Here is a 25,474-nt window from a genome sequence, read left to right as displayed (position 1 = left end):
GATGCTCAGGCCCGCGGGCCGTTAGCCGCGCCGTAGCTGCCGTTTCCAGTGCCGCTGGTCCCCGTGCCGTTGTTCCCAGTGCTGGGGCTGGTTCCGTTCGGGTTGCGGTGGCGGGCGGCGCCTTCGACGATGAGTTCGACGGCGAGCGCCGGGTCGTCAACGACCTGCACCAGGTCGAGGTCTTCCTCCGCCATCATGCCCTCGGCGACCAGGGTGGTCTGGATCCAGTCCAGCATCGGGCTCCAGAAGGCGGTCCCGATCAGCACGATCGGGAAGGAAGTCACCTTCCGGGTCTGGACCAAGACCATGGCCTCGAATAGCTCATCCAGGGTGCCGAGGCCGCCGGGAAGGACAATGAAACCCTGGGCGTACTTCACGAACATGGTCTTGCGCGCAAAGAAATAGCGGAAGTTGATGCCCAGGTCCACCCACTGGTTCATGCCCTGCTCGAAGGGCAGTTCGATCCCCAGGCCTACCGACACCCCGTTGCCCTGGACCGCGCCCTTGTTGGCCGCTTCCATGGACCCGGGACCGCCGCCGGTGATCACGGCCAGGCCGGCTTCGGCCAGTTTGCGGCCCACGTCGACGGCCAGCTCATAGTTGAGGCTGCCCGGCAGCGTCCGGGCGGAGCCGAACACGCTGACCGCCGGGCCAAGGTCCGCGAGGGCGCCGAAACCTTCCACGAATTCGCTCTGGATCCGCAGCACACGCCACGGGTCGGTGTGCACAAACTGTCCGGGGCCCTTGGTGTCCAGCAGCGTCTGGTCCGACATCGTGACCCTGGCAGCCTTGCGGCGCAGCTCCAACGGGCCCTTGTGCCGGATGCCGTTCGCCTGCGGGGCGTCCCGCCGCCCGGCCCCGGCGTTCGGTGCGGGGTTCTGCTCTGGCGTGGGCTGCTGCTCGGTACTCATGCCCATAGGCTAGCGCGGATCGGAAGGCCCGGCGCCGCGGCGCGGCGGGGCGCCGGGAGGGTGTGGTACGACCCTGACCTGCGGATATCTCTTGGGTCACGATGTTGACCAACTCCGAGTGATTGGGGTCATAATCCGCTAATGTTCGCTAGATTCTTCTTATGACTACTCAAGTGCCCGGCGATGCCCTCGTCTCCCTAAATGCCGTCAACAAGCATTACGGCCAGTTGCACGTCCTCAAGGACATCAATCTGAACGTCCGCAAGGGAGAGGTCGTTGTTGTCATCGGCCCCTCGGGCTCCGGCAAGTCAACGCTCTGCCGCGCCATCAACCGCCTCGAGACCATCGACGACGGCGTCATCACGATCGACGGCAAGGAACTTCCCGCCGAGGGCAAGGAACTCGCAAAGCTGCGCGCCGACGTCGGGATGGTCTTCCAGTCCTTCAACCTGTTCGCGCACAAAACGATCCTGGAAAACGTCACGCTCGGCCCGATCAAGGTCAAAGGGGTGTCCAAGGCCGAGGCCGACAAGGACGCCATGGCTCTGCTGGAGCGCGTCGGCGTCGGACACCAGGCACCGAAGCTGCCGGCCCAGCTCTCCGGCGGCCAGCAGCAGCGCGTGGCCATCGCCCGCGCCCTGGCCATGAAGCCGAAGGTGATGCTCTTCGACGAGCCCACCTCCGCGCTGGACCCGGAAATGATCAACGAAGTCCTCGACGTCATGATCCAGCTGGCCAAGGAAGGCATGACGATGATCGTGGTGACCCACGAGATGGGCTTCGCCCGCAAGGCAGCCGACCGCGTGGTCTTCATGGCCGACGGCCAGATCGTCGAGGACGCGACGCCCGAGGAGTTCTTCACCAATCCCAAGAGCGATCGGGCCAAAGACTTCCTGTCCAAGCTCCTGACCCACTGAGCCGGCAAGGCTCCGCACACCACCACTGAAATTCCGCAGATTCCGCACCCAGGCTGCCGCGAGGCGGCCGTCCAATGAAAGGAATGTCATGATGGCATTTTTGACCCGAAGGAAATCCCTTCTGGTGGCCGCATCCGCAGCTCTGGCGCTGAGCCTGAGCGCCTGCGGCGGCAGCTCCTCCACGACGAACCCGCCCGTAGCCGAGAAGCCGAGCTTCGCCGCCGACAGCACCATGGCAAAGCTTTCTTCTGCCGGCAAGATCACCATCGGCACCAAGTTCGACCAGCCGCTGTTCGGCCAGAAGGGCCTCGACGGCAAGCCTGTCGGTTTCGACGTTGAGATCGGCAAGCTGATCGCCGCGAAGCTGGGCATCCCCGCCGACAAGATCGAGTGGGTCGAGACTGTTTCCGCCAACCGCGAGCAGTTCATCAAGCAGGGCAAGGTCGACATCATCGTCGCCACCTACACGATCAACGACAAGCGCAAGACCGAAGTCGACTTCGCCGGCCCGTACTACGAGGCTGGCCAGGCCCTCATGGTGAACAAGGACAACAACTCCATCACCAAGCCCGAGGACGTCAAGGGCAAGAAGGTCTGCTCCGTGACCGGTTCCACCCCTGCCTCCACCATCGTGGAGAAGTACGGAGCAATCCTGGTCCCGGCCGCTACCTACTCGGCCTGCCTTGAGCCGCTGCGCAACAAGCAGGTTGAAGCCGTCACCACCGACAACGTCATCCTCGCCGGATTCGTCAACAAGGAGCCGGACGCCTTCAAGCTGGCCTCGGACGAGACCTTCACCAAGGAGCCTTACGGCATTGGCCTGAAGAAGGACGACAAGGTCTTCCGCAACTGGATCAACGACCAGCTGGAAGCCTTCGACAAGGATGGCTCCTACAAGAAGGCCTGGGAAGCCACCGCGGGCTCCGTCATCAAGACGGCCCCGAAGCTCCCCGCCATCAACCGCTACTAAGGCCGGATGTGGCGGCCGCCGGAAACCGCGGCACTCGCGGCCCGGCGGCCGCCACAGCCCCGCTAACGATTGAATCCCCTCAACGCAGCTGAAGGAACCTATGGACGTCATCATTGAGAGCCTGCCCCAATACTGGGACGGCTTTCTCAGAACCCTCTTCCTGGCAGTGGTCTCGGGAATCATCGCCCTTGTCTTCGGTACCCTGCTCGCAGCGGCCCGGGTCTCCCCCATCGCCGCGCTGCGCGGCTTCAGCATGGCCTACGTGGAGATCGTCCGGAACACCCCGCTGACCATCGCCTTCTTCTTCGCCGCCGTGGTGCTGCCCCGCCTGGGTGTCACGTTCCAGCAGTTCGAAGTCGCCGCCATCATCGCCCTGAGCGCCTACACCTCGGCCTTCATCGCCGAGGCCGTCCGCTCCGGCGTCAACAGCGTTCCCGTGGGCCAGGCCGAGGCCGCCCGCAGCATCGGCATGAAGTTCAGCCAGGTGCTCTCCCTGATCATCCTGCCGCAGGCCCTGCGCACGGTCATCCCGCCCTTGATCAATATCCTGATCGCCCTGGTGAAGAACTCCTCCGTGGCCGGCGCGTTCTATGTGCTGGAGCTCTTCGGCTACGGCAAGCAGCTCGCCAACGACCACGGCGATGCCGTCATGTGGGTCCTGGTGGGCGTCGCGTTCTTCTACCTGCTGATAACCGTCCCGCTTGGCTACCTCGCCAACGTGGTTGAACGAAAGGTGGCGATCGCACGATGACCTCAGTTCTCTACGACGTCCCGGGTCCCAAGGCCCGCCGCGTTTCCCTGATCGGTTCGGTCATCGGCGTCATTGTGATCGGCGCGCTCCTGGTCCTGGCCGTAATGACCCTGGCCCAGCAGGGCATCTTCGAAGGCCAGCGGTGGGCCATCTTCGGCCAGGCCGACGTTTGGACGCTGATCGCCAACGGCATCGGTGCCACGCTGAGCGCCGCCGCGGTCTCTGCCGTGATCGCCTTCCCCCTGGGCCTGCTGCTGTGCCTGATGCGGATCTCCGACGTCGCCTGGATCCGTGTCCCCACCCGCATCGTCCTGGAGTTCCTCCGCGGCATGCCGGTGGTCCTGATGATGCTGTTCGTGTTGCTCGTCTTTGCCACCAGCTCCTTCATCGCCGTCGTGGCCGGCCTGGTCCTCTACAACTCGGCCATCTTCGCCGAAATCATCCGGGCCGGCATCCAGTCGCTGCCCAAAGGCCAGCGGGAAGCCGGACTCGCCATCGGCCTGACCAGCTTCCAGTCCCGGCTGACCATCGAGCTGCCCCAGGCCATCCGCCGCATGCTCCCCTCGCTCGTGGCGCAGCTGGTTGTCCTGCTCAAGGACACCTCGCTCGGATACATCGTGGCCTACGGCGAGCTCCTCCGCGCGGTGCAGGTCATGGCGGACTTCCTGGGTCCGCAGTTCCTCTTCCCGGTGTTCTTCGTGGCCGCCGCGATCTACATCGCGATCAACCTGGCAGTCTCCCGCATCGCCATCTGGATCGAGAAGCGCGGTTCCAAGAAGGCCGCCGGCGGCATGGCCCACGTCCCGGTCGCCGGAGTCGCACCGGCCAAGTAGCCGGTACCAGCCGCCAGTACAAACGCAGGAGGTCCGGAACCCAGTCGGGTTCCGGACCTCCTGCGTTTTTCCCGGACGGGCCAGCGGCGAATTGGTCCCGGCCGGCTATACTCCCAGCCAGCTCCGCAGCGCCCGCAGGCACTCGCGGATCGCGTCGGCGTCGACGTGCTCGTCGTCCTTGTGCGCCAGCAGCGCATCGCCCGGCCCGAAGTTCACGGCGGGGACGCCGAGCTCGCTGAAACGCGCGACGTCGGTCCAGCCGTATTTCGGCTTCGGCTCCGCGCCGACGGCGGCGACGAAGGACGCGGCGGCGGGGTGGTTCAGGCCGGGCCGGGCCCCGTTCGCTCCGTCGGTGCGGACCAGGTCGAAGCCGGCGAGCAGTTCGCGGACGTGCTCCTCGGCCTGCTGCATGGATTTGTCCGGGGCGAAGCGGTAGTTGATCTCCACCACGCAGCGGTCCGGAATGACGTTGCCGGCCGTCCCGCCGTTGACCCGCACGGCGTTGAGGCTCTCCCGGTAGTCCAGTCCGTCCACGGTGACGGTCTGCGGCTGGTAGGCGGCCAGCCTGGCCAGGATCGGGGCCGCAGCGTGGATGGCGTTGCTGCCCATCCAGGCCCGCGCCGAGTGGGCCGCCTCACCGAGGGTGGTCGCCTCGAAACGGATGGTGCCGTTGCAGCCGCCCTCGACGGTCCCGTCGGTCGGTTCCAGCAGGATCGCAAAGTCGCCCTCGAGCAGGCCGCCGTGGTTCCGGACCAGCCGACCGAGGCCGCTCTTGACCCCCTCGACTTCCTCGTGGTCATAGAAGACGAAGGTGACGTCCTTATCCGGTGCCGCGCCGCCGTCGAACAGGCCCGCTGCCAGCGCGAGCTGCACCGCGACGCCGCTCTTCATGTCGGTGGCGCCGCGCCCGTACAGGACGCCCTCCCCCGGCGCCCCTGAGGGCCAGTAGGAGGGGACGGTGCCCAGCGCGCCCTCGGTGGTCGGCAGCGGGACCGTGTCCAGGTGTCCGGCGAGAATGACGCGCTCCGCCCTGCCCAGGTTGGTGCGGGCGATCATCGCGTCGCCGTCGCGGGTCAGCTCCAGCTGCGGGATGGCGCGGAGGGCATGCTCCACGGCGTCAGCCAGCCGGCGTTCCTCTCCGGAGACGCTGAAAATGTCGATGATGTCCGCGGTCAGCAGGGCAACGTCCTGGCGCAGGTCCAGGCGGGCGGGGGCAGTATGATCAGTCACCGTTCCACTGTATCTGCCCGCCCCCGTCACCGGTTTCGGGGAGCGCGGGGGCCGTCTATAGACTTGACGCATGACTGAAACCGCTTCTGCTGCTGTGCCCGACAACTCCCGCTCCGCCTACGGTTACGGGCTCGCAACCATCGCCACCCGCAACGGCACGGCCACGGTGCTGGACGTCTGGTTCCCGGCGCCGGCGCTCGGAACCGCTGCAGAGAACCTGCGCGACGTCGCGAACGCGGACCAGTCACTGCTCGACATCGCCGCACACGGCGCCGACGCGGACCGTGGCACCGAACAAAAGGTCGTTTTCGCGCAGATCCACCTTGACGAGGCGCCTGCCGACACCGCCGACGCGTACCTGCGCCTGCACCTGCTCTCCCACCGTCTGGTGCGGCCGAACAGCATCAACCTGGACGGCGTTTTCGGCAAGCTGCCCAACGTCGTGTGGACCAACTTCGGCCCGGCCGCCGTCGAGGACTTCGAACTGACCCGCGCACGGCTGCGCAAGCGCGGCGCGGTGACCGTCTACGGCGTGGACAAGTTCCCCCGGATGGTCGACTACGTCATCCCCTCCGGTGTGCGGATCGCCGATGCCGACCGGGTCCGCCTCGGCGCGCACCTGGCCGAGGGCACCACCGTCATGCACGAGGGTTTCGTAAACTTCAACGCCGGCACGCTCGGAACATCCATGGTCGAGGGCCGCATCTCCGCCGGCGTGGTGGCCGGCGACGGCTCCGACGTCGGCGGCGGGGCCTCCATCATGGGCACCCTCTCCGGCGGCGGCAAGGAGAAGATCTCCCTTGGGGAACGGGTCCTGCTCGGCGCCAACTCCGGCGTGGGCATCAGCATCGGCGACGACTCCGTCGTCGAGGCCGGCCTCTACGTCACGGCCGGAACCCGGGTGCGGGTGATCGGGCCGAAGGACGCCGACGGCGAGGACACCAGCCGGATCGTCAAAGCCGTCGAACTCTCCGGCGTCCCGAATCTGCTCTTCCGCCGCAACTCCTCCAGCGGCGAGGTGGAAGTACTGCCGCGCAAGGGCCAGACTGTCGAGCTCAATGAGGCCCTGCACGCCAACTAGGCGGCTGCCGCCAACCAACCGCCTGAAGAACAAACCGGCTGAAGAACAACTGGCTGAAGGACTAACTAGCCCGTCAGGGCTTGAGGGAGTAGTTACGTGGCACGCAGAGGTGGCTGGCGCCGTCGGATCGTGCTGTTGCTGACCCTGGCCATGGTGGCGGGGGCCATCTACACGGCGGTGGGATTCCTGCAGCGCTCCGAAACGCTGATCACGGAGCGCTGCACCGCGGTGGGCGCAGGCGGCGAAGATCTTGCCACCGACCAGGCCGCCAATGCCGCCCTGATCAGCGCCATTGCGGTCCGGCGCGGGCTGCCGGCACGCGCAGCCAGCATCGCCCTGGCCACCTCCATGCAGGAATCGAAGCTGCGCAACATCGGCCACGGCGACCAGGCCGGCCCGGATTCCCGAGGGCTGTTCCAGCAACGGCCGTCGCAGGGCTGGGGCACCGAGCAGCAGGTGATGGACCCGTACCACGCCACAAACGCCTTCTACGATGCGCTGGTGAAGATCCCGGGCTACGAATCGCTTCCCATCACGGAGGCCGCGCAGCGGGTCCAGCGTTCAGCGTACCCGGGCGCCTATGCCCAGCATGAGCCGATGGCCCGGGCCTTCGCCTCGGCGCTGACCGGGTACACCCCGCAGGGCGTCGATTGCTCGCTGCGCAAGCCGGATACCGCCGGGGCCGCCGGGCAGGTCCGCCAGCGCCTGCTGGCGGCTTTCGGGAGCATCCCGGCGACGGCGGCCGGCCGGACGCTGACCATCCAGGTCCAGGGCAGCGAGGCGTGGGCAGTGGCGCAGTGGGCGGTGGCCAACGCCAAGGCCTTGTCCGTCACGGAGGTGCGGCTGGACGGGCAGGGCTGGACCAGGGTGTCCCACAAGGGCTGGGAAACCGCAGAAGGGCCTGAGGGGCAGGTCACCATCACGGTTGCCGACAAACCCGCGTCGTAGCTGCCGGGCCCTCTCAGACCAGCAGTTCGACGACCGGCTGGACGTAGCTGCGGAAGAGTTCCGGTTCGGACAGCAGGGCCGAGCTCATGATGATCTTGTCCGGCTCCAGGTACCAGGCCCGGGGCTCGGCGAGCGGAAGCTCGATGATGGTCAGTTCGAAGTCGCGCGCGGCCCGGCCGACTTCCAGCAGCCGGTCATCGACCATGTCGGCGAGCACCTGATTGGCCCCGCTGGCGTCCCGCTCGGCTTCGAGGGCAAGATACTCCCCGCGGCGTTCCCGGGCCCAGCTGAGGGCGGCGCCGAAGTGCGCCTGCAGCACGCGCCGGAGGGCCGGCGAGTTACCGAAGGCCCGGAAGCCAGGCGGACCAAGCTCGGGCTCCATCTCCGGGTGGGCCTTCAGGATCTGCGCCCACCAGGCTTCCCACTCGGTCTTAAGGGCCGGCATGCCGCCGACCTCGTCAATCAGGTGCGTATGGTCGGAGGAACGGATTTTCGGTGCCACGTGGGAGAGTGCGGGGTGGCCCGCGGTGTCCAGGCCGGCCGCGTCGCGGACGTAAAGCGCTATGAGCATGGGACCTGAGGTGTCCATGGTGATTCGCCAGCCGGGACCGCCTGTGTGGTGCATCCGATTGCCTCCCTTGGCATGACGTACTTATCCAGTCTATTCCTGAAGGTAGCGCACGTTAATGGCTGGCAGCGCGGTGGTCCAGGCTCGCCAGATGGGCTTCCAGTACATCGTGGCACATTTGCGCCGTCATCCATTCCGGCTGCAGCAAAGCGTGCATGGTAAGTCCGTCCAGGGTCGCCAGCAGCCGCTCGGCCTCGGTGACGAGCCGCTGCTGCCCCGGCACCTCCGTGCCGTCTGTGCCGTCGACGGCGGCCGTGCCGTCGGCCGCGGCCAGGTCCATCATCAACCGGCCCACGACGGCTGCCACCGTGCGGTGGCTGCGGTCGGCTTCCGCGGCGAGGAATGGCTTGGTCCGGGCCGCGTTCTTGAAGGCCATCCAGACGCAGGCATCCACGGCCCGCTCCTCATCCAGCGGCAGCAGTTCCCCCAGCAGGGTTAACACGCCTCGCCGGTGCTCGGCCGAGCCAGGGGCGGTTTCCGCCAGCCGGTCCTCGGCGGCGTCGAGCCGGCCGGCGATGCGGTCCACCACGACGCCGAAGGAGTGCGCCAGGAGTTCGTCGCTGCTGGCAAAGTAGTGCCGCACCGAGCCCACCGCCAGATCGGCTTCGTCCGCTACTTCGCGGAGGGAGGCCCGTTCCAGCCCGTCCGCCGCGACGATCCTGAAGACGGCTTCGACAACTTCCTGGCGCCGCAATGCAGCGTCGACAAATTTGGGCATTGCTCCTTTTTAGCACGGATGTGCCCCCACCCGGGTTGCCCACGCCGGTCACACCCGCAACTCGAGCACCATCCACTCCAGTACCACGGACTTCCCCGACAACGACGCCGGCCGCGCACCTCATGCTTGAGGTGCGCGGCCGGCGTCGTTAGCGGCTTCTAGCCTAGACCGAAGGGTAGTTCCGTTCCGGCTCTCCCGTGTAGAGCTGGCGCGGGCGGCCGATCTTGGTGTTCGGGTCGCTGATCATTTCACGCCACTGGGCAATCCAGCCCGGCAGGCGGCCGATCGCGAACAGCACGGTGAACATCTTCTCCGGGAAGCCCATGGCCTTGTAGATCAGGCCGGTGTAGAAGTCCACGTTCGGGTAGAGCTTGCGCTCGATGAAGTAGTCATCCTGCAGCGCCTTCTCTTCGAGGCGGAGCGCGATCTCCAGCAGCTCGTCGTTGCCGCCGAGCTTGCTGAGGATCTCGTGGGCGGTGGCCTTGACGATCTTGGCGCGCGGGTCGTAGTTCTTGTAGACCCGGTGCCCGAAGCCCATCAGGCGGACGCCGTCTTCCTTGTTCTTGACCTTCTCCATGTAGTCCTCGGGCTTGATGCCGTCGGCCTGGATCTGGCGGAGCATCTTGAGCACGGCCTCGTTGGCGCCGCCATGGGCGGGGCCGAAGAGCGCGTTGATGCCGGCGGAGACGGAGGCGAAGAGGTTGGCGTTGGAGGAGCCGACCAGCCGGACCGTGGAGGTGGAGCAGTTCTGCTCGTGGTCCGCGTGCAGGATCAGCAGCAGGTCCAGTGCCTTGGCGACCACCGGGTCCACCTCGTACTGCTCGGCCGGGAGGCCGAAGCTCAGGCGCAGGAAGTTCTCCACGAGGTTGTGGGAGTTGTCCGGGTACAGCATGGGCTGGCCGACGGACTTCTTCAGGGCATAGGCGGCGATGACCGGCATCTTGGCCAGCAGCCGGTAGGTGGAAACCTCAACCTGCTCGGCGTTGAACGGGTCCAGCGAGTCCTGGTAGAAGGTGGACAGGGCGGACACGGCGGAGGACAGCACCGGCATCGGGTGGGCGTCCCGCGGGAAGCCGCTGAAGAAGCCCTTGAGCTCCTCGTGCAGCAGGGTGTGGTGGCGGATCCGCTGGTCGAACGCTTCCAGCTCGGCCGGCGTCGGCAGGTTGCCGTAGATCAGCAGGTAGGAAACTTCCAGGAAGCTGGAGTGCTGGGCGAGCTGCTCGATCGGGTAGCCCCGGTAGCGCAGGATGCCGGCGTCACCGTCAATGTAGGTGATGGCCGAGGTGGTGGCCGCGGTGTTCATGAAACCGGGGTCGAAGGCAACGGCGCCGGTCTGCTTCAGCAGCTTGGAAACGTCGTAGCCTTCGTTTCCTTCAACAACCTTGATGCGCGGGAGCTCGAGCTCGCCGCCCGCGTGACGCAGGGTTGCGCTGGTGGTCTCAGTCATGGATTCTCCTCATGAGGCGTCTGGGCCCCTGTTGAAAGCTTGATCCAACATCTGGTGAAGCCGCCCACGGAACCTGTATCTGGACACGGATTCCAACGGCTGCGCTGCCTTCTTGTGGAAAGCCACCATTGATAGTCAGTTAAAAACTACCGTCAGTTCGCGGGTGGCACTAATCCGAGGCGATTCCAAGGCGACCAAATCCCGCATCTTGTGGCCCTCCTCACAGCATTGTTACGGTCCCGTAGCCAGCCGCTCGACGGCGGCGTCGATCCGCTCGTCACTGGCAGTGAGCGCCACCCGGATGAAGCCGTTGCCGGCGTCCCCGTAGAAGACACCGGGACCGACGACGATTCCACGGTCGGCGAGCCTGCCCACGGTGTCCCAGGTCGCCTCGCCCGCCGTGGCCCAGAGGTACAGTCCGGCGCGGGATTCACGGATGTCCAGCCCGAAACGCTCCAGTGCCGGGACGATCCGTTCGCGCCGGCCGCGGTACAGGTCCTTTTGCGCCGCCACGTGGGCGTCGTCGCCGAGGGCCACCCGCATGGCCTCCTGGACCGGGTACGGCACGATCATGCCCGCGTGTTTGCGGCTGTTCACCAGGTTGGCCATGATCGCGCCGTCGCCGGCCACGAAAGCGGCGCGGTAGCCGGCGAGGTTGGACTGTTTGCTCAGCGAGTAGACCGCCAGGAGGCCCTCATGGGAGTCCCCGGCCACCCGGGGGTCAAGGATGCTGGGGACCGGCTCGCCGCCGCGCTGGACGTCCCATTCGCCCCAGCCAAGTTCGGCGTAGCACTCGTCGGAGGCGACCACGGCACCAAGTTCCCGCGCCTGGCCGACGATCCGCTGCAGCGACGCGACGTCACGCACGCTGCCGGTTGGATTGGCCGGGGAGTTAATCCAGACGAGCCGGACGCGCGAGCGGGTGTCGGCGTCGAGTTCGTCGAGGTCGTCCGCGGCCACGTGCTCGGCGCCGGCGAAGGTGGCCCCGATGTCGTAGGTGGGGTACGCGACGGTCGGGCGGACCACGACGTCGCCGGCCCTGAGTCCGAGCAGGAACGGCAGCCAGGCCACGAGCTCCTTGGACCCGACGGTGGGCATCACGTTCCGCGGGTCCAGTCCGGGGACGCCGCGGCGCCGGTCGAACCAGGCAGCGATCGCTTCCCGGAGCGCCTGGGTGCCGTGCACCGTCGGGTAGCCGGGCGCATTGGCCGCCGCCCGGAGCGCCTCCTGCACCAGGGCCGGCGTGTCATCCACCGGGGTGCCGATCGAGAGGTTGGCTACGCCCCCCGGGTGCGCCGCGGCCCGCGCGAGATACGGGGCCATGGCTTCCCACGGGTAGTCGGGCAGGCTGAGGCCGAAGCTGCGCACCGCAGAAGTCACCGGAGCGCCGTCCTAGTTGTCTTGGTTCTGCGGGGGCAGGGCGGCGATCATCGGGTGGTCCGTGTGGGTGTTGCCGATCTTGGCGGCGCCACCCGGCGAACCGAGCACGTCGAAGAACTCAACGTTGGCCTTGTAGTAGTCGGCCCACTCCTCGGGGGTGTCGTCCTCGTAGTAGATGGCTTCGACGGGGCAGACCGGCTCGCAGGCACCGCAGTCCACGCACTCGTCCGGGTGGATGTACAGGGAGCGCTCACCCTCGTAGATGCAATCGACGGGGCACTCTTCAATACATGCCTTATCTTTGACATCTACACACGGCTGCGCGATTACGTACGTCACGTCCCTGGCCTCTCCACGTTGGTTCCGGCGTCCCGCCGGATCTTGCTCCCGGCCTGAGCGCCGGGCTACTGACTTCCGAGCCTATTATCTCCCAGTCTGATCCCGCGAACCTAGCCGGGCGTCACAGAGCCCGCGCGTCCTACTATGAACGGGTGAGTTCACCGATCCCCCAGCCGCAGCAGTTCCTCTCCGACGCGCCCCTGGGCACCCGCGTGGTGGTGCGGTACCGGATCGAGGGAGGCCTCACGGACGCGATCGGCGACCTCGTGGGGAAGGCCGACGGCGGCTGCACCGTCCGCACCCGGCGCGCCGACGTCGTCATCCCGCTCCGGCTCGTCGTGGCGGCCAAGGAAGTCCCGCCCGCACCGCCCCGCCGGCCCCGGGGACACGCCCAACCGTAGCCCCGGCCGCCGGACATGCCCACCCCCCCCTGCCCGCCCCGCCGGACATGCCCACCGCCTGCACGCCCCGCCGGACATGCCCACCGCCTGCACTGAGCAATGGACATAACACGTATACGTCCATCCCTGACGGGAAGCGGGGAGCATGCCCGTTGCGAGCCCACCCGCCCCCCGCGGAACATGCCCACCCCTAGCTTCGAGCAATGGACATACTGCCCATGTGTCCAGCCTTGGCCGGGAGCGGGGAGCACGCTCATTCTCCGCGGTCGCCGACGGACATGTCCTCGCCTAGAGCCGGGCAATGGACATATTGTCCATATGTCCATTGCCGGCCGCGCGCACGGAGCATGTCCGTCCCGCGCCCGACCGAGCGCGGAACATGTCCATCGACGATGCTGCAACGCGGACAAGTCCAGTGCCGGCAGGGGTGCACACATCCTGCGAGCTGCTTTGCTCGGCCCGGACGACCGGCGTCAAGCGGCCGCTGAGAGCCGGTTCAATGCCTCACGGACCATGGCTATGAATTCCTGAGGACGGTACTTGAGCAGAGGGTAGGTCACGACCAGGGTGGGTACGCCCAACCGGACAGTGACATTCCACCGCCGTCGGTCTTCTTCGAAACTTGCGCGGTCCATGTGAAACCCGGCACCGTCGGTCTCAATCCCGAGCCGGCCGTCCACCATGAGGTCCAGGTGGCCCATTCCGGGGATGTTCACCTGCGACTCAACATGAAAGCCCGCCTGTCGCAGCAGGAACCGCGCCATGCACTCGATGACCGACTGCGACTGCGGAACGATAGCCGCAGCAATTCTGCGCTCCCGGGCGTCGCTTCGGCCGGCCAGCCGCTGTCGAAGCGCTGATAGCGGAAGGCCCTTGAGGACGATGGCGGATTCGGCGAGTGCCAGGCCGTCCAGTTCCGGCAGGCAGCGCAGGCTTTGGACCACGGTGTCCAGCAGTGTCGGCGGTGCCGCAGACCGGTGGCAGACAAAGCCCGGGTAACTGCGGCTGTGGGGCAGCGCTACATGCGGATGCTTGGGCGTTTCGAGCACCCAAAGTCCACTAAAGTGCGCGGCACTGACACAGGCGGGCTCGGCGGGCAGGGAACGGATGGCGACCAGTTGCGGATCCGCGCCCGGTATTGCATATACCCCGCGGGCGACCCGGGCGACACTTCCGTTGGCGAGGGCGGCGTTGAGCTGGAAGCTGGATATTCCTGCCGCCGCGAGATGCTTGGCTCGGACCACACCGTCGTACTTGGACATGACTTCACTGACTTTGACCATGGGCCCATGATCTCTGTGCCGACCGCCCCGGAGCAGCCCCTTTTTCCGGTATGTGCACAAGTGCATGTCCGTTGGTAGGCGCCGCCGTTGGGCATGTCCACCGGCGGGATCGGGACATGTCCGTTGGCAGGCCCGGACTGGGCATGTCCATTGCTCAGCACGGGACATGTCCGCTGCCGGGCCCGATCGGTGGACATAGTGCGGATATGTCCATCCCAGCGGCCGAAGGATGGGCATGTCCCAAGGGGGCAGGTGCGGAGGATGGGCATGTCCACCCCGGGGAGCGGAGGATGGGCATGTCCCAAGGGGGCAGGTGCGGAGGATGGGCATGTCCACCCCGGGGAGCGGAGGATGGGCATGTCCACCGTGGGTCCGGCTCCGCTACCCCGCGCGCCGTGCGTAGCGGCGGCACCAGACGAGCATGGCCACTGTGACCGCGCCCGCGCCGAAGATCCAGAGATTCCCGGCGAGGTCCCCGATGATCAGACGCTTGCCTACCTCGAGGGTGGACCACCAGCCTGTCAGCGCGTAGCATCCCGCACCGCAGACCGCCGTCGGGACGAGGGAACGGAAGGCGGTCCCGAGCAGCAGCTCCACGGACGCCAGCAGGACCAGCGCGGCGACAGCGCCCCAGGGAAGGTCGACGCCGGCCACTGCCAGATGCTGCCGGTGCAGCGCGGTGCCAGCCAGGGCAACAAAAAGAGCTGCCGGAAGGGCGGCGGCAATACCGCCTGCCCTTCCGGCAGCTCTCTTAGTCACGTCTCAGCCGAAGCCGGGAGACCGGGATTAGACCTTGGCGCGGGCGCGGTTGGACTTGGCCCGCTCGTTGGTGTCGAGGATGACCTTGCGGATGCGGATCGACTCCGGGGTGACCTCGACGCACTCGTCTTCGCGGGCGAATTCGAGGGACTCTTCGAGGGTCAGGTCGCGCGGCGGCGTCAGGTTCTCGAAGGTGTCCGAGGAAGCGGCACGCATGTTGGTGAGCTTCTTTTCCTTGGTGATGTTGACGTCCATGTCATCGGCGCGGGAGTTCTCGCCGACGATCATGCCCTCATAGACCTCGGAGGTGGGCTTGACGAAGAAGGAGCCACGCTCCTGCAGGTTGATCATGGCGAACGGGGTCACAACACCGGCGCGGTCGGCGATCATCGAACCGTTGGTGCGGTACTCGATCGGGCCGGCCCACGGCTCGTAGCCTTCGGAGATGGAGGCGGCGATGCCGGCGCCACGGGTGTCCGTGAGGAACTTGGTGCGGAAGCCGATCAGGCCACGGGCCGGAACGATGAATTCCATGCGGCACCAGCCGGTGCCGTGGTTGGCCATGTTGGTCATGCGGCCCTTGCGGGCTGCCATGAGCTGGGTGACGGCGCCGAGGTACTCTTCCGGCACGTCGATGGTCATGTGCTCCATCGGCTCGTGGATCTTGCCGTCGATGGTCTTGGTGACAACCTGCGGCTTGCCCACAGTCAGCTCGAAGCCTTCGCGGCGCATCTGCTCGACCAGGATGGCCAGCGCGAGCTCGCCACGGCCCTGGACTTCCCAGGCATCCGGACGCTCGGTGGGGAGCACCTTGATCGAGACGTTACCGATCAGTTCCTTATCGAGGCGATCCTTGACCTGGCGTGCGGTGACCTTCGCGCCCTTGACCTTGCCGGCCAGCGGCGAAGTGTTGATACCGATGGTCATGGAGATGGCGGGGTCATCCACCGTGATCAGCGGCAGCGGCTGCGGGTTCTCGGCGTCGGTCAGGGTCTCACCGATGGTGATTTCCTCGATGCCGGCGACGGCGACAATCTCGCCCGGGCCCGCGGACTCGGCCGGGACGCGGTCCAGTGCCTTGGTGGCGAGCAACTCGGTGATCTTGACGTTCTTCAGCTCACCGTTGGCGCGAGCCCAGGCCACGGTCTGGCCCTTGCGCAGGGTGCCGTTGTAGATACGCAGCAGGGCGAGGCGGCCAAGGAACGGGGAGGCGTCAAGGTTGGTGACGTGCGCCTGCAGCACACCGTTCGGGTTGTAGGTCGGCGCCGGGATGTGGTCGATGATGGTCTGGAACAGCGGCTCCAGGTCCTCGTTCTCCGGAGCGGTGCCGTCAGCGGGCTGCTCGAGCGAAGCGCGGCCGACCTTGGCGGCGGCGTAGACGACCGGAACGTTGAGGATCTTGTCCAGGTCCAGGTCCGGAACTTCGTCGGCGAGGTCGGAGGCCAGGCCAAGGAGCAGGTCCATGGACTCGTGGACGACTTCCTCGATCCGGGCGTCGGGGCGGTCGGTCTTGTTGACCAACAGGATCACCGGGAGGTGCGCGGCGAGGGCCTTGCGCAGCACGAAGCGGGTCTGGGGCAGTGGGCCCTCAGAGGCGTCGACGAGGAGGACGACGCCGTCGACCATGGACAGGCCGCGCTCGACCTCACCGCCGAAGTCGGCGTGGCCGGGGGTGTCGATCACGTTGATCGTGATGGTCTCACCGTGCGAGGACGGACCGTTGTAGGCCACCGTGGTGTTCTTGGCCAGGATAGTGATGCCCTTTTCGCGTTCCAGGTCACCGGAGTCCATGACACGGTCTTCGAGGTGGTTGTGCTCGGCAAAGGAGTTGGTCTGCTTGAGCATGGCGTCGACCAGAGTGGTCTTGCCGTGGTCAACGTGGGCCACGATCGCGACGTTGCGCAGGTCACTGCGCGATGCAGTGGCTACCGCAGTGTTGGTGGTGGTTTCAGACATGCGTTATTGCTCGATTCAGTGGTGAAGTCAGCTGTTGTATCGCGACATTTCCAACCGGAACGCACGACAGGTACGGCCCTTTGACACAGGGCGCCTTCATCCATTCTAGACGCTAGGGCATTTATTGGCCTAAAATCCCAAAGCGCCCCTCCCCCCGGCCTGTTACCGAATCGTGAGTCCCCCACGCTGTCAGGTGACCAAAGTCACTGGTGTTCGGGCCGGGCATGCCGCATTATTGCTGGAGTAACTACAAACGCGGGGGAAGTCCGACATGCCAAGCGTCCAGAGGATGGCCCGTATCATCCCGCCATTTCTCGCCGCAGCCCTCTTCCTTGGCGGCTGTGCCCCGGCGCCCGACGCAGCCGAGTTGCCCAAAACCTCAGACCGCGTGAAGGAGCTTCCGGTGGCCGCGGCGGCGGGCCCGGGACAGCCCGCGGCAGCAGGTTCCGTCCGCAAGAAGACCGCAGCGGTGAATCCGGACAGCCTGCCTCCGGGCTCGGTCTACCGGAACCCTGCCAACGGCAGGGACGAAGTCATCGTCGAGGACATTTCGAGCACCGCCGTCTTGATCGGCGATTCCCAGTCCGAGCCTTCGGAGAGCTGGCCCCGGCTTGCCCTCGGGAACCTCGGCTACGACGTCGTGTTCGGCGGCGGAAGCGGCACCGGGTTCGTGGCCGGCAACGGCACCCGCGGAAACTACATCGACGGCCTCGAGAACGGGGACTGGCGCCTGCCCTACGGCGCGCCACCGCTGGTCGTCATCGAAGGCGGCGGAAACGACGCCGCCAGGGGCGCCTCAAATGTCGACATTGCTGAGCACGCCGAGCGCCTGATCCAGGCCATCGAGGACCGCTACCCCGCCGCCGAGGTGGTGCTGGTCGGGACCCTGGCGCGGGGCGCCCAGGCCGGCGGCGGGCGCCGGACACAGGTGGACACCCTGCTGGGCGCGGTTGCCAAGGAGTACGGTCTCTCCTTCGTCAGCGTCGGCGACTGGCTGACCCGTTACGGTCTCGCCCGGTACCTGGCTGACGACCGCCACCTGAATGCAGAAGGGCACAGGCTCGCGGGGGCCCTGCTAACCAAGCGGCTTGAGGCCCTCGACCTGTAAGGACTGACACGGGCCCACGCCGGCTAGGACCGTCAGCCACCAACCAGAAAACAACCAAGAAACAACCAGCCAACGCAAGAGCCGGCGCCCACCCTGGGGTGGACGCCGGCTCTTGTGTTTTAAGGCTTGCTCTTGCCGCAGCCTATGGCTAGGCCGTTGCCACCTCGGGGGGGCAGCATGAGCTTGGCGCCGGGAATCGCGTTGAGCAGGGCCTTGGTGTAGTCCTGCTGCGGCGAGTCGAACACGTCGTCGGTGGAACCGGTTTCGACCAGCTTGCCCTTCTCCATCACGCACACGTGGTCGGCGATCTGCCGGACCACCGCAAGGTCATGGGTGATGAACAGGTAGGTCAGGCCCAGCCGGGACTGCAGGTCTGCAAGCAGGTTCAACACCTGCGCCTGCACCAGCACGTCGAGCGCCGAAACGGCCTCGTCGCAGATGATCACCTCGGGGTCGAGGGCCAGGGCGCGTGCGATTGCCACGCGCTGGCGCTGGCCGCCGGAGAGCTCGTTCGGGTACCGCTGCATGGTGGACTGCGGCAGCGCCACCTGGTCCAGCAGTTCCCGGACCTTCTTCTCGCGGCTGGCCTTGTCCCCGATCTTGTGGGTCCGCAGCGGTTCCTCGATGGTCCGGAAGATGTTGTACATCGGATCGAGGGAACCGTAGGGGTCCTGGAAGATCGGCTGCACGCGGCGGCGGAAGGCGAAGATCTCCTTGCTGTTCAGCGTGGAGGTGTCGACGCCGTCGAACACGATCTTGCCCGAGGTGGGCTGCAGCAGGTTCAGCACCATCTGCGCCACCGTGGACTTGCCGGAACCCGACTCCCCCACGATCGCCGTCGTGGTTCCGCGCTTGACGCTGAAGGAGACGTCGTCCACCGCGGTGAAGTCGGTGGCCCGGCCGAAGCCGGAGCGCAGCTTGAAAACCTTGCTCAGGTTCTCAATCTGGAGCACCTCGTCGGGCATGCTCGACGCGACGACGACGTCCTCGGCCGGCGCCAGCAGATCCTCCGATTCGACGCCCAGTTCCTTGGCGGCCTGGATGCGCCGTGACGCCAGCGACGGCGCCGAGGCGACCAGCCGCTGGGTATACGGGTGCTGCGGGTTCTGCAGCAGCTCCAGCGAGGGACCGGATTCAACGACCTGCCCGCGGTACATCACCACGACCTTGTCGGCACGTTCGGCAGCCAGGCCCAGATCGTGCGTGATCAGCAGGACGGCCGTTCCGAGTTCGGTGGTCATCTTGTCCAGGTGGTCCAGGATCTGGCGCTGCACGGTCACATCCAGGGCCGACGTCGGCTCATCGGCGATGAGCAGGCGCGGCTGGCAGGACAGGCCGATGGCGATCAGGGCACGCTGGCGCATGCCGCCGGAGAATTCGTGCGGATACTGGTTGGCGCGGCGCGCAGCATCCGGCAGGCCGGCCTCGGAAAGCACCTTCGCGACGTCGTCCGGGCCGCTGGGCAGCCCGTTCGCCTTCAGTGTTTCCCGGACCTGGTAACCGATTTTCCAGACCGGGTTGAGGTTGGACATCGGATCCTGCGGCACCATGCCGATGCTGTTGCCGCGCAGCTCGATCATGCGCTTCTCCGAGGCGTGGGCGATGTCCTCGCCGTCGAAGATGACTTGTCCGGCAGCCACCCGGCCGTTGCCCGGAAGCAGGCCGATGGCGGCCAGCGCCGTCGTCGACTTGCCGGAACCGGATTCGCCGACGATCGCGACGGTTTCGCCGGGCATCACGGTGAGGTGGGCGTTGCGGACGGCGTTGACCTCGCCGTTGCTGGTGGTGAAGCTGATTGCCAGGTCCTTGATTTCAAGGAGCGGGCGCCCGGCCGCCGCGCCGGCTTCGTGGATTTCGACAGAGGCGTTCATGGCGTCCCCTTTCATCGCTTGCGCGCTTTGGGATCGAGCGCATCACGCAGGGCGTCGCCCAGCATGATGAAGCTCAGGACGGTGATGGACAGCGCGATAGCCGGCCAGAGCAGCGGCATCGGGTTGGACCGCAGGGACGCCTGCGCTGCCTGGATGTCATTGCCCCAGGACATGACGCTCGGCGGGAGGCCGATGCCGAGGAACGACAGGGTGGATTCCGCGACGATGAAGGTGCCCAGCGAAATGGTGGCCACGACGATGATCGGCGCGAGCGAGTTCGGCATGACATGGCGCATCAGCGCGCCGAACTTGGAGACACCCAGGGAACGGGCGGCAGTCACGAAGTCAGCGTTGCGGACCTCGATGACGGCGCCGCGGGTGATGCGCGCGATCTGCGGCCAGCCGAAGGTGACCAGGATCAGCACGAGCGTCCAGGCCGTGCGGTTGGCACGGAACACCGGCAGCTGCATCATCACAATGGCGCCGAGGATCAGCGGCAGGGCGAAGAAGATGTCGTTGATGCGGGCCAGGATGGAGTCCACCCAGCCCCCGTAGTAGCCGGCGAGGGCCCCCATGATGCCGCCGATGAGGAGGACGCCGAGGGTGGTGAAGAGGCCCACGGTCACCGAAGAGCGCGTGCCGAAAATGACGCGCGCATACACGTCGCAGCCTTGCTGGGTGAAGCCCAGCGGGTGCCCGGCCGCCGGTCCGGCGTCGGAATTGGCCAGCTGGCATGCCTCGGAGGCCGGATCAATACCGGAAAAGAGCGAGGGGAAGAGTGACACGGCGACGACGACGAGGATCAGGAACGCGGAGATCAGGAAGAGCGGCTGCCTGCGCAGGTTCTTCCAGGCCTCGCCCCAAAGGCTCAGCGGGGCCTGGTCTTCCTTGACCTTGTCGGTTGCCTGCAGCGGTGTTTCGGCAAAGTCGGCGACGAAGTGTTCGACGTGCCGCTTCGCCGGCGCCGCAGGGCGCAGGTCTGGGGTCATGTTCTCAGGCGTCATAGCGGATCCTTGGGTCAAGCCAGGCGTACAGCAGGTCTACAAGCAGGTTGGACACGACGTAGATCAACACGAGCACCGTGACGATCGAGACGACCGTGGGGCCCTCACCCTGCGTAACGGCGCGGTAGAGCCGGTTGCCGACACCGGGGACGTTGAAGATGCCTTCGGTGACGATGGCTCCGCCCATCAGGGCGCCCAGGTCGGCGCCGAGGAAGGTGATCACCGGGATCAGCGAGTTGCGCAGAATGTGCACGCGGACCACACGGAAGCGGGACAGGCCCTTAGCCGTGGCGGTGCGCACATAGTCGGCATTCATGTTTTCGATGACGGATGTCCGGGTGAGGCGCAGGACGTAGGCGAATGAGCCCAGGCCGAGGACGATCGCCGGCAGGATCAGGTCCTGCACCGTGGCGGCCGAGCTGACGGTGGGCTTGGCCCAGCCGAGCTGGACGCCGATGGTGAACTGCAGCAGGAAGCCGAGCACGAAGATCGGGATGCCGATCACGATCAGGGAGGCGATCAGGACCGTTGCGTCGAAGAACTTGCCCTTCCGGAGGCCGGCGATCAGACCGAAGATGATGCCGAAGACGGCTTCGAAGATCAGCGCCATGACGGCCAGCCGGGCCGTGACCGGGAAGACCTCGCCCAGCACGGCGGCGATCGGGCGGCCGGAGAAGTCCTGGCCAAGGTCGAAGGTGAAGATCCCCTTGAGATACAGCAGGTATTGGATCCAGAACGGCTGGTCCAGGTGGTACTGCTCGCGGAGCTGGGCCGCGACGGCCTGGTTGACCGGCTTGTCGCCGAAGAGTGCCACGATAGGGTCGCCAGGCAGGCTGAAGACCAGGAAGTAGACAAGCAGCGTGGCGCCCAGGAAGACCGGGATCAGCTGCAGGAAACGCTTAAGGATGTAGGTCGCCATCAGCGAAGGACACCCCCGTCAGCAGGCATCCTGTCCAAGGATGCGGCGGAGTTGTTCATCAAAGAACCTTTTCACTATGGGTGCAGCCGTCGCCGGTGCGGTCACGGCGGGCCGGCTGCGAAGACACCGGCCGAAGGCTGGTGCTTAGAAATTGGGGTGGAAGCAAAACAACGGCGGAGGCCCCAATCCAGGCAGCCCCCGCCGTTGTTCAGTTGTTACTTGCCAGTGATGTTGTAGTACAGCGGGACGCCGTCCCAGCCGTAGTCAACGTTGGTGACCTTGTCGCTCCAGCCGCCCTGGGCAACCTGGTACCACAGGGGGATGGCCGGAAGGTCGGTCAGGAGGGTTTCCTGGGCCTTGTTCATGGCCTTGTTGCCTTCGCTGACCGAGGAAGCGGCGAGACCTTCAGAGATGGCCTTGTCGAACTCCTTGTTGGCGTAGCGGGCGTCGTTCGAGCCTGCACCGGTCTTGTAGATCGGTCCGAGGAAGTTGTACAGCGACGGGTAGTCGGCCTGCCAGCCGGCGCGGATCGCACCGGTCAGCGTGCCTGCGGTGGCGTCGTTGCGGGCTTCCTTGAAGGTCGCGTACGGCTTGCCCTCAACCTTGATACCCAGGGTGTTCTTGAGCTGGTTCACAACAGCCTCGACCCATGCCTTGTGGCCGCCCTTGTCGGCGTTGTAGGCGATGGTGAAGGTCTTGTTGGCGTCCCACTTCTGGATGGCGTCAGCCTTGGCCCAAGCGGCCTTGGCCTTGTCGGCGTCGAACTTCAGGTTCTCGGAACCCGGGATCGAGTCGCTGTAACCGTCCAGGACGGGGGCGGTGAAGTCCTTGGCGGGCTGGCGTGCGCCGCTGAAGATGACCTTGGTGATTTCATCGCGGTTGATGGCCATGGAGATGGCCTGGCGGCGAAGCTTGCCGGCTTCCCCGCTCCACTCCGGCAGGTATTCCGGAATCGCGATGGTCTGGTTGCCGGCGTACGGCTTGTTGATGGTGCGGTCGCCCAGGTCGGTCTTGAAGTTCTTCAAGGCGCTCGTGGGGATGGTCTGCAGGATGTCCAGGTTGTTGGACAGCAGGTCCTGGTACGCGGCGTCGTCGTTCTGGAAGATCTTGAACGTCACGCCGGCGTTCTTGGCCTTGCGGGGGCCGTTGTAGTCCGGGTTCGGGACGAGCTGGATCTGCACGTTGTGCTGCCAGCCGCCGTCGGCCAGCTTGTACGGGCCGTTGCCGACCGGCTTCTCGCCGAAGCCCTTCGGGTCCTTCAGCGCACCGGAGGGAACCGGAACGAAGGCGGTGTAGCCGAGGCGCAGCGGCCAGTCGGATTCCGGCTGCTTGAGTTCGACGGTGAAGGTCTGGTCGTCGACGACCTTCAGGCCGGACATGGTCTCGACCTTGGAGCCTTCGGCGCTGGCCTCGTCGTAACCCTTGATGCTTTCGAAGAAGGCGCCGCTGAGCTGGGCGTTCTTAGCGGCCGCACCGAAGTTCCAGGAGTCGACGAACGACTTGGCGGTGATGGCCTCGCCGTTCGTGAACTTCTGGTCCTTCTTGATCTTGATGGTGAAGTGCTGGCCGTCCTTGCCTTCGATGGACTCGGCCAGTTCGTTCACGGGCTTGCCGCTGGGGTCATAGCTGACCAGGCCGGCGAAGATCATGTCGATGACCTTGCCGCCGCCAACTTCGTTGGTGTCGGCCGGCATCAGCGGGCGCTGCGGCTCCGAGCCGTCGGCGATGATGACCTTGCTGGCGTTGCCGCCGGTGCTGCCGCCGGCGGTGTTAGAACCGCCGCCGCCGCAACCGGTCAGGGCCAAAGCGGCGATAGCCACCATGCCCAGTGCTTTGGAAGTGCGCGAAAAACGCATTCCGCCTCCTAAGAGTTGTGGGAGTTCGTGCGGGAGAGACTTGTGCTTCCCGGCAGGCCCGGGCACAGAGATATCCTGTGACGTGGCCTACATATGGAAGTAGCCTAACCGCAAAAAGTCCGAATGGTGGAACTCCGTTGCCAAACCGTGACTCGACAACGTCGTGACGGCTAGCGTCAATCGCAACGTATTTCAAGTCACACATTACTGGCTGGTACCATTCGCTCCCGGCGGCTCCTGGTTATGGCCCGTTAACCGAAAATCTCCCGCGGAACCCCTTAGCTGGCGCCCGAGAGCAGCTGGGCGCGCAGCTCCCGCCGCTCCCGCTGCTTCTCCGGATCCGGCAGCGGCACAGCGGCCAGGAGCCGCTGGGTGTAGGCCTCCTGAGGGTTCCGGAGGATCTGGTCGCGGGTGCCCTGTTCGACGATCCGTCCGCGCTGCATCACGCAGATCCTGTCGGCCAGGACGTCGACGACGGCCAGGTCGTGAGTGACGAACAGGCAGGCGAAGCCAAGTTCCTTCTGCAGGTTCTGGAAGAGTTCGAGCACCTTGGCCTGGACGGACACGTCAAGGGCCGAGGTAGGTTCGTCGGCCACCATCAGCTTCGGCTTCAGCGACAGGGCCCGGGCGATGCCCACGCGCTGCTTCTGGCCGCCGGAGAGCTCGTGCGGGTACCGGTTGCGGTAGTCGCGCGGCAGTTCCACCTGGTCCAGCAGCGCCTCGATCCGGGACTGCAGCGCGGCGCCCTTGGCGACGCCGGCGAGGAACATCGGTTCGCCGATGCTTTCGCCGATGGGCAGCCGCGGGTTCAGCGAGGATGACGGGTCTTGGAAGACCATGCCGACGTGCCGGCGCATTTCGTGCAGCTGGCGGCCGTTCTTCTTGGCGGCGGAGATGTCCTGCCCCACGACCTTCATGGTGCCCGCCGCCACGGGGAGCAGGCCGACGGCGGCACGCCCGATCGTTGTCTTGCCGGATCCGGACTCCCCCACCAGGCCGACCACCTGGCCGGGGTAGATCGCGAGGTTGGCGCCCTCGACGGCGCGGAAGGCCGGCACGCGCCCCTGCTTGGGGTACTCGATGGCGACGTCGGTGAGTTCCAGCACCGGTTCGCCCTGCGGCTTCACCGTCTCGGCGGCGGACAGCGCGGCGGCGTTTTCGCGCTCGCGGCGGAGCAGCTCCGAACGCGGGACCGCCTCAAGGTCGGCGTGCGTCGCCGCCGCGAGGGCCGCGGTCACGTCAACCTCGTCGTCGCTCGCCGCACCGCCCTGCCCGAGGTGCGGGACGGCGGCCAGGAGGGCCTTGGTGTACTCATGCTGCGGGTTGTGGAAGATCTGCTCCGCGGTGCCGGTCTCGACGATCAGCCCCCGGCGCATGACGGCGATCCGGTCCGCGAGGTCCGCCACGACGCCCATGTCGTGGGTGATCAGCACAATCGCACTGTCCAGCTTGTTGCGCAGGTTGCGCATGAGGTCCAGGATTTCCGCCTGGACGGTGACGTCCAGCGCGGTGGTGGGCTCGTCCGCGATCAGCAGCTTCGGGTCGCAGGAGAGCGACTGGGCGATCATGGCGCGCTGCCGCTGACCGCCGGAGAGCTGGTGCGGGTAGGACTTGAAGGCCTTTTCCGGGTCCGGCAGCTCCACGAGGTCGAGCATCCGCAGGGCACGCTCCTTTGCCTGGTCGGGCGAGACCTCATTGTGCAGCCGGATGGTCTCCACGATCTGCGCGCCCACGGTGTACACCGGGTTCAGGGCCGTCATGGGCTCCTGGAAGATGACTGCGACATCCTTGCCGCGGACCGCGCGGATGTTGGCCTCGTTCCCGCCGAGCAATTCCTTGCCGCCAAGTTTCACGCTGCCGCTGACCCGGCTGTTGCTCGGTAGCAGTCCCAGCAGTGCCATCGAGCTGGCGCTCTTGCCGGAGCCGGACTCCCCCACGATCGCCAGGACCTCACCGGCCCGAACCTCGTAGTTCAAGCCGATCGCCGCGGGAACCCACTTCTTGTCCACGCCGAAGTCGACGCTGAGGTCCCGGACCTCCAGGACGGTGTCACCTTTTCCGGGCGCGGGAGCCGGGGCGGGATCCAGGGTGATGAAGTCAGTCATGATGGGTTTTTCCTTCCACCCGAGCCGCCGTCGCACCGGTGATTAGTGCTGGAACTCGG

At 66.3% G+C, this 25,474-nt stretch carries 23 protein-coding genes; 8 read left to right on the top strand and 15 right to left on the bottom strand.

What is annotated here, in order from left to right; translation table 11 throughout:
* Positions 1-5 precede the first annotated feature (5 nt).
* Positions 6-911, bottom strand: a complete 906-nt coding sequence (locus AC1DH3_RS02545) for an LOG family protein (protein ID WP_476908513.1) — start codon at positions 909-911, stop codon at positions 6-8.
* A 161-nt stretch (positions 912-1,072) separates the two neighbouring features.
* Here AC1DH3_RS02545 and AC1DH3_RS02540 point away from each other — a divergent pair, with 161 nt between their 5' ends.
* The 4 genes from AC1DH3_RS02540 (at position 1,073) to AC1DH3_RS02525 (ending at position 4,382) form a co-directional block, all read left to right on the top strand.
* Positions 1,073-1,828 carry an amino acid ABC transporter ATP-binding protein gene (locus tag AC1DH3_RS02540; protein WP_441417176.1) on the top strand — a complete coding sequence of 252 codons (756 nt, stop codon included), beginning with the start codon at positions 1,073-1,075 and terminating at the stop codon, positions 1,826-1,828.
* Positions 1,829-1,916: 88 nt separating this feature from the next.
* A complete protein-coding gene (locus tag AC1DH3_RS02535) occupies positions 1,917-2,798 on the top strand; it encodes a glutamate ABC transporter substrate-binding protein (protein WP_441417175.1) in 882 nt (293 codons plus the stop codon).
* 100 nt (positions 2,799-2,898) lie between these two features.
* Complete coding sequence (locus AC1DH3_RS02530) at positions 2,899-3,549, top strand: amino acid ABC transporter permease (protein ID WP_441417174.1); 651 nt, start codon at positions 2,899-2,901, stop codon at positions 3,547-3,549.
* Entirely contained in the window at positions 3,546-4,382 is an 837-nt protein-coding gene (locus AC1DH3_RS02525) for an amino acid ABC transporter permease (protein ID WP_441417173.1), read from the top strand. Before AC1DH3_RS02530 ends, AC1DH3_RS02525 begins: the two co-directional genes overlap by 4 nt.
* Before the next feature lie 105 nt (positions 4,383-4,487).
* Here AC1DH3_RS02525 and dapE read toward each other — a convergent pair whose 3' ends face one another.
* Positions 4,488-5,612 carry a succinyl-diaminopimelate desuccinylase gene (dapE, locus tag AC1DH3_RS02520; protein WP_441417172.1) on the bottom strand — a complete coding sequence of 375 codons (1,125 nt, stop codon included), beginning with the start codon at positions 5,610-5,612 and terminating at the stop codon, positions 4,488-4,490.
* Between the two features lie 70 nt (positions 5,613-5,682).
* On the opposite strand from dapE, the gene dapD reads away from it, so the two are divergent.
* Together dapD and AC1DH3_RS02510 are read left to right on the top strand one after the other, a co-directional pair.
* Positions 5,683-6,693, top strand: coding sequence for a 2,3,4,5-tetrahydropyridine-2,6-dicarboxylate N-succinyltransferase (dapD, locus tag AC1DH3_RS02515; protein WP_476892191.1), 1,011 nt, complete (start codon positions 5,683-5,685; stop codon positions 6,691-6,693).
* A gap of 96 nt (positions 6,694-6,789) precedes the next feature.
* A complete protein-coding gene (locus tag AC1DH3_RS02510; RefSeq protein WP_441417170.1) occupies positions 6,790-7,641 on the top strand; it encodes a hypothetical protein in 852 nt (283 codons plus the stop codon).
* A gap of 13 nt (positions 7,642-7,654) precedes the next feature.
* Here AC1DH3_RS02510 and AC1DH3_RS02505 read toward each other — a convergent pair whose 3' ends face one another.
* From AC1DH3_RS02505 to fdxA, 5 genes are all read right to left on the bottom strand, one after another.
* Positions 7,655-8,266, bottom strand: a complete 612-nt coding sequence (locus AC1DH3_RS02505) for a hypothetical protein (RefSeq protein ID WP_441417169.1) — start codon at positions 8,264-8,266, stop codon at positions 7,655-7,657.
* 58 nt (positions 8,267-8,324) lie between these two features.
* Positions 8,325-8,987 (bottom strand): TetR/AcrR family transcriptional regulator, encoded by a 663-nt coding sequence (locus AC1DH3_RS02500; RefSeq protein ID WP_476908512.1) that lies wholly within the window; start codon positions 8,985-8,987, stop codon positions 8,325-8,327.
* A 163-nt stretch (positions 8,988-9,150) separates the two neighbouring features.
* Positions 9,151-10,434, bottom strand: coding sequence for a citrate synthase (locus tag AC1DH3_RS02495; RefSeq protein ID WP_307034993.1), 1,284 nt, complete (start codon positions 10,432-10,434; stop codon positions 9,151-9,153).
* A gap of 231 nt (positions 10,435-10,665) precedes the next feature.
* Positions 10,666-11,814, bottom strand: a complete 1,149-nt coding sequence (dapC, locus tag AC1DH3_RS02490) for a succinyldiaminopimelate transaminase (protein ID WP_476908511.1) — start codon at positions 11,812-11,814, stop codon at positions 10,666-10,668.
* Between the two features lie 12 nt (positions 11,815-11,826).
* Positions 11,827-12,153, bottom strand: coding sequence for a ferredoxin (gene fdxA / locus AC1DH3_RS02485; protein ID WP_056737938.1), 327 nt, complete (start codon positions 12,151-12,153; stop codon positions 11,827-11,829).
* Between the two features lie 152 nt (positions 12,154-12,305).
* Between fdxA and AC1DH3_RS02480 the strand changes: the two genes are divergently transcribed.
* A complete protein-coding gene (locus AC1DH3_RS02480) occupies positions 12,306-12,554 on the top strand; it encodes a putative acetyltransferase (RefSeq protein WP_476892188.1) in 249 nt (82 codons plus the stop codon).
* Positions 12,555-13,027: 473 nt separating this feature from the next.
* On the opposite strand, the gene AC1DH3_RS02475 is transcribed toward AC1DH3_RS02480, so the two are convergent.
* From AC1DH3_RS02475 to typA, 3 genes are all read right to left on the bottom strand, one after another.
* Positions 13,028-13,837, bottom strand: coding sequence for a type IV toxin-antitoxin system AbiEi family antitoxin domain-containing protein (locus tag AC1DH3_RS02475; protein WP_476908510.1), 810 nt, complete (start codon positions 13,835-13,837; stop codon positions 13,028-13,030).
* 381 nt (positions 13,838-14,218) lie between these two features.
* Positions 14,219-14,596, bottom strand: coding sequence for a hypothetical protein (locus AC1DH3_RS02470; protein ID WP_476908509.1), 378 nt, complete (start codon positions 14,594-14,596; stop codon positions 14,219-14,221).
* A 27-nt stretch (positions 14,597-14,623) separates the two neighbouring features.
* The gene (gene typA / locus AC1DH3_RS02465) at positions 14,624-16,552 is read right to left on the bottom strand and encodes a translational GTPase TypA (RefSeq protein WP_441417163.1); all 1,929 of its coding nucleotides are present in this window, start codon (positions 16,550-16,552) and stop codon (positions 14,624-14,626) included.
* A gap of 289 nt (positions 16,553-16,841) precedes the next feature.
* Here typA and AC1DH3_RS02460 point away from each other — a divergent pair, with 289 nt between their 5' ends.
* Positions 16,842-17,660, top strand: a complete 819-nt coding sequence (locus tag AC1DH3_RS02460) for an SGNH/GDSL hydrolase family protein (protein WP_441417162.1) — start codon at positions 16,842-16,844, stop codon at positions 17,658-17,660.
* Between the two features lie 119 nt (positions 17,661-17,779).
* On the opposite strand, the gene AC1DH3_RS02455 is transcribed toward AC1DH3_RS02460, so the two are convergent.
* The 5 genes from AC1DH3_RS02455 to AC1DH3_RS02435 form a co-directional block, all read right to left on the bottom strand.
* Complete coding sequence (locus AC1DH3_RS02455) at positions 17,780-19,531, bottom strand: ABC transporter ATP-binding protein (protein ID WP_476908508.1); 1,752 nt, start codon at positions 19,529-19,531, stop codon at positions 17,780-17,782.
* Between the two features lie 11 nt (positions 19,532-19,542).
* Positions 19,543-20,535 (bottom strand): ABC transporter permease, encoded by a 993-nt coding sequence (locus tag AC1DH3_RS02450; RefSeq protein WP_441417160.1) that lies wholly within the window; start codon positions 20,533-20,535, stop codon positions 19,543-19,545.
* Complete coding sequence (locus AC1DH3_RS02445; protein ID WP_441417159.1) at positions 20,525-21,454, bottom strand: ABC transporter permease; 930 nt, start codon at positions 21,452-21,454, stop codon at positions 20,525-20,527. Before AC1DH3_RS02445 ends, AC1DH3_RS02450 begins: the two co-directional genes overlap by 11 nt.
* Before the next feature lie 215 nt (positions 21,455-21,669).
* On the bottom strand, positions 21,670-23,310 hold the full coding sequence (locus AC1DH3_RS02440; protein ID WP_441417158.1) for a peptide ABC transporter substrate-binding protein: 1,641 nt from the start codon (positions 23,308-23,310) through the stop codon (positions 21,670-21,672).
* A 278-nt stretch (positions 23,311-23,588) separates the two neighbouring features.
* Positions 23,589-25,415, bottom strand: a complete 1,827-nt coding sequence (locus AC1DH3_RS02435; RefSeq protein WP_441417157.1) for an ABC transporter ATP-binding protein — start codon at positions 25,413-25,415, stop codon at positions 23,589-23,591.
* Positions 25,416-25,474 lie beyond the last annotated feature (59 nt).

The organism is Arthrobacter sp. 05L428 (assembly GCF_056397665.1).
The sequence above is the reverse complement of the archived record's forward strand: the minus strand, read 5'-3'. Positions and strand labels throughout refer to the sequence as shown.

Excerpts from the sequence above, each read along its gene's own strand:
- AC1DH3_RS02545 (WP_476908513.1), bottom strand. The coding sequence starts at position 911 with ATGAGTACCGAGCAGCAGCCCACGCCAGAGCAGAACCCCGCACCGAAC.
- AC1DH3_RS02540 (WP_441417176.1), top strand. The coding sequence starts at position 1,073 with ATGACTACTCAAGTGCCCGGCGATGCCCTCGTCTCCCTAAATGCCGTC.
- AC1DH3_RS02535 (WP_441417175.1), top strand. The coding sequence starts at position 1,917 with ATGATGGCATTTTTGACCCGAAGGAAATCCCTTCTGGTGGCCGCATCC.
- AC1DH3_RS02530 (WP_441417174.1), top strand. The coding sequence starts at position 2,899 with ATGGACGTCATCATTGAGAGCCTGCCCCAATACTGGGACGGCTTTCTC.
- AC1DH3_RS02525 (WP_441417173.1), top strand. The coding sequence starts at position 3,546 with ATGACCTCAGTTCTCTACGACGTCCCGGGTCCCAAGGCCCGCCGCGTT.
- dapD (WP_476892191.1), top strand. The coding sequence starts at position 5,683 with ATGACTGAAACCGCTTCTGCTGCTGTGCCCGACAACTCCCGCTCCGCC.
- AC1DH3_RS02505 (WP_441417169.1), bottom strand. The coding sequence starts at position 8,266 with ATGCACCACACAGGCGGTCCCGGCTGGCGAATCACCATGGACACCTCA.
- AC1DH3_RS02500 (WP_476908512.1), bottom strand. The coding sequence starts at position 8,987 with ATGCCCAAATTTGTCGACGCTGCATTGCGGCGCCAGGAAGTTGTCGAA.
- AC1DH3_RS02495 (WP_307034993.1), bottom strand. The coding sequence starts at position 10,434 with ATGACTGAGACCACCAGCGCAACCCTGCGTCACGCGGGCGGCGAGCTC.
- AC1DH3_RS02475 (WP_476908510.1), bottom strand. The coding sequence starts at position 13,837 with ATGGTCAAAGTCAGTGAAGTCATGTCCAAGTACGACGGTGTGGTCCGA.
- typA (WP_441417163.1), bottom strand. The coding sequence starts at position 16,552 with ATGTCTGAAACCACCACCAACACTGCGGTAGCCACTGCATCGCGCAGT.
- AC1DH3_RS02460 (WP_441417162.1), top strand. The coding sequence starts at position 16,842 with ATGGCCCGTATCATCCCGCCATTTCTCGCCGCAGCCCTCTTCCTTGGC.
- AC1DH3_RS02455 (WP_476908508.1), bottom strand. The coding sequence starts at position 19,531 with ATGAACGCCTCTGTCGAAATCCACGAAGCCGGCGCGGCGGCCGGGCGC.
- AC1DH3_RS02450 (WP_441417160.1), bottom strand. The coding sequence starts at position 20,535 with ATGACGCCTGAGAACATGACCCCAGACCTGCGCCCTGCGGCGCCGGCG.
- AC1DH3_RS02445 (WP_441417159.1), bottom strand. The coding sequence starts at position 21,454 with ATGGCGACCTACATCCTTAAGCGTTTCCTGCAGCTGATCCCGGTCTTC.
- AC1DH3_RS02440 (WP_441417158.1), bottom strand. The coding sequence starts at position 23,310 with ATGCGTTTTTCGCGCACTTCCAAAGCACTGGGCATGGTGGCTATCGCC.
- AC1DH3_RS02435 (WP_441417157.1), bottom strand. The coding sequence starts at position 25,415 with ATGACTGACTTCATCACCCTGGATCCCGCCCCGGCTCCCGCGCCCGGA.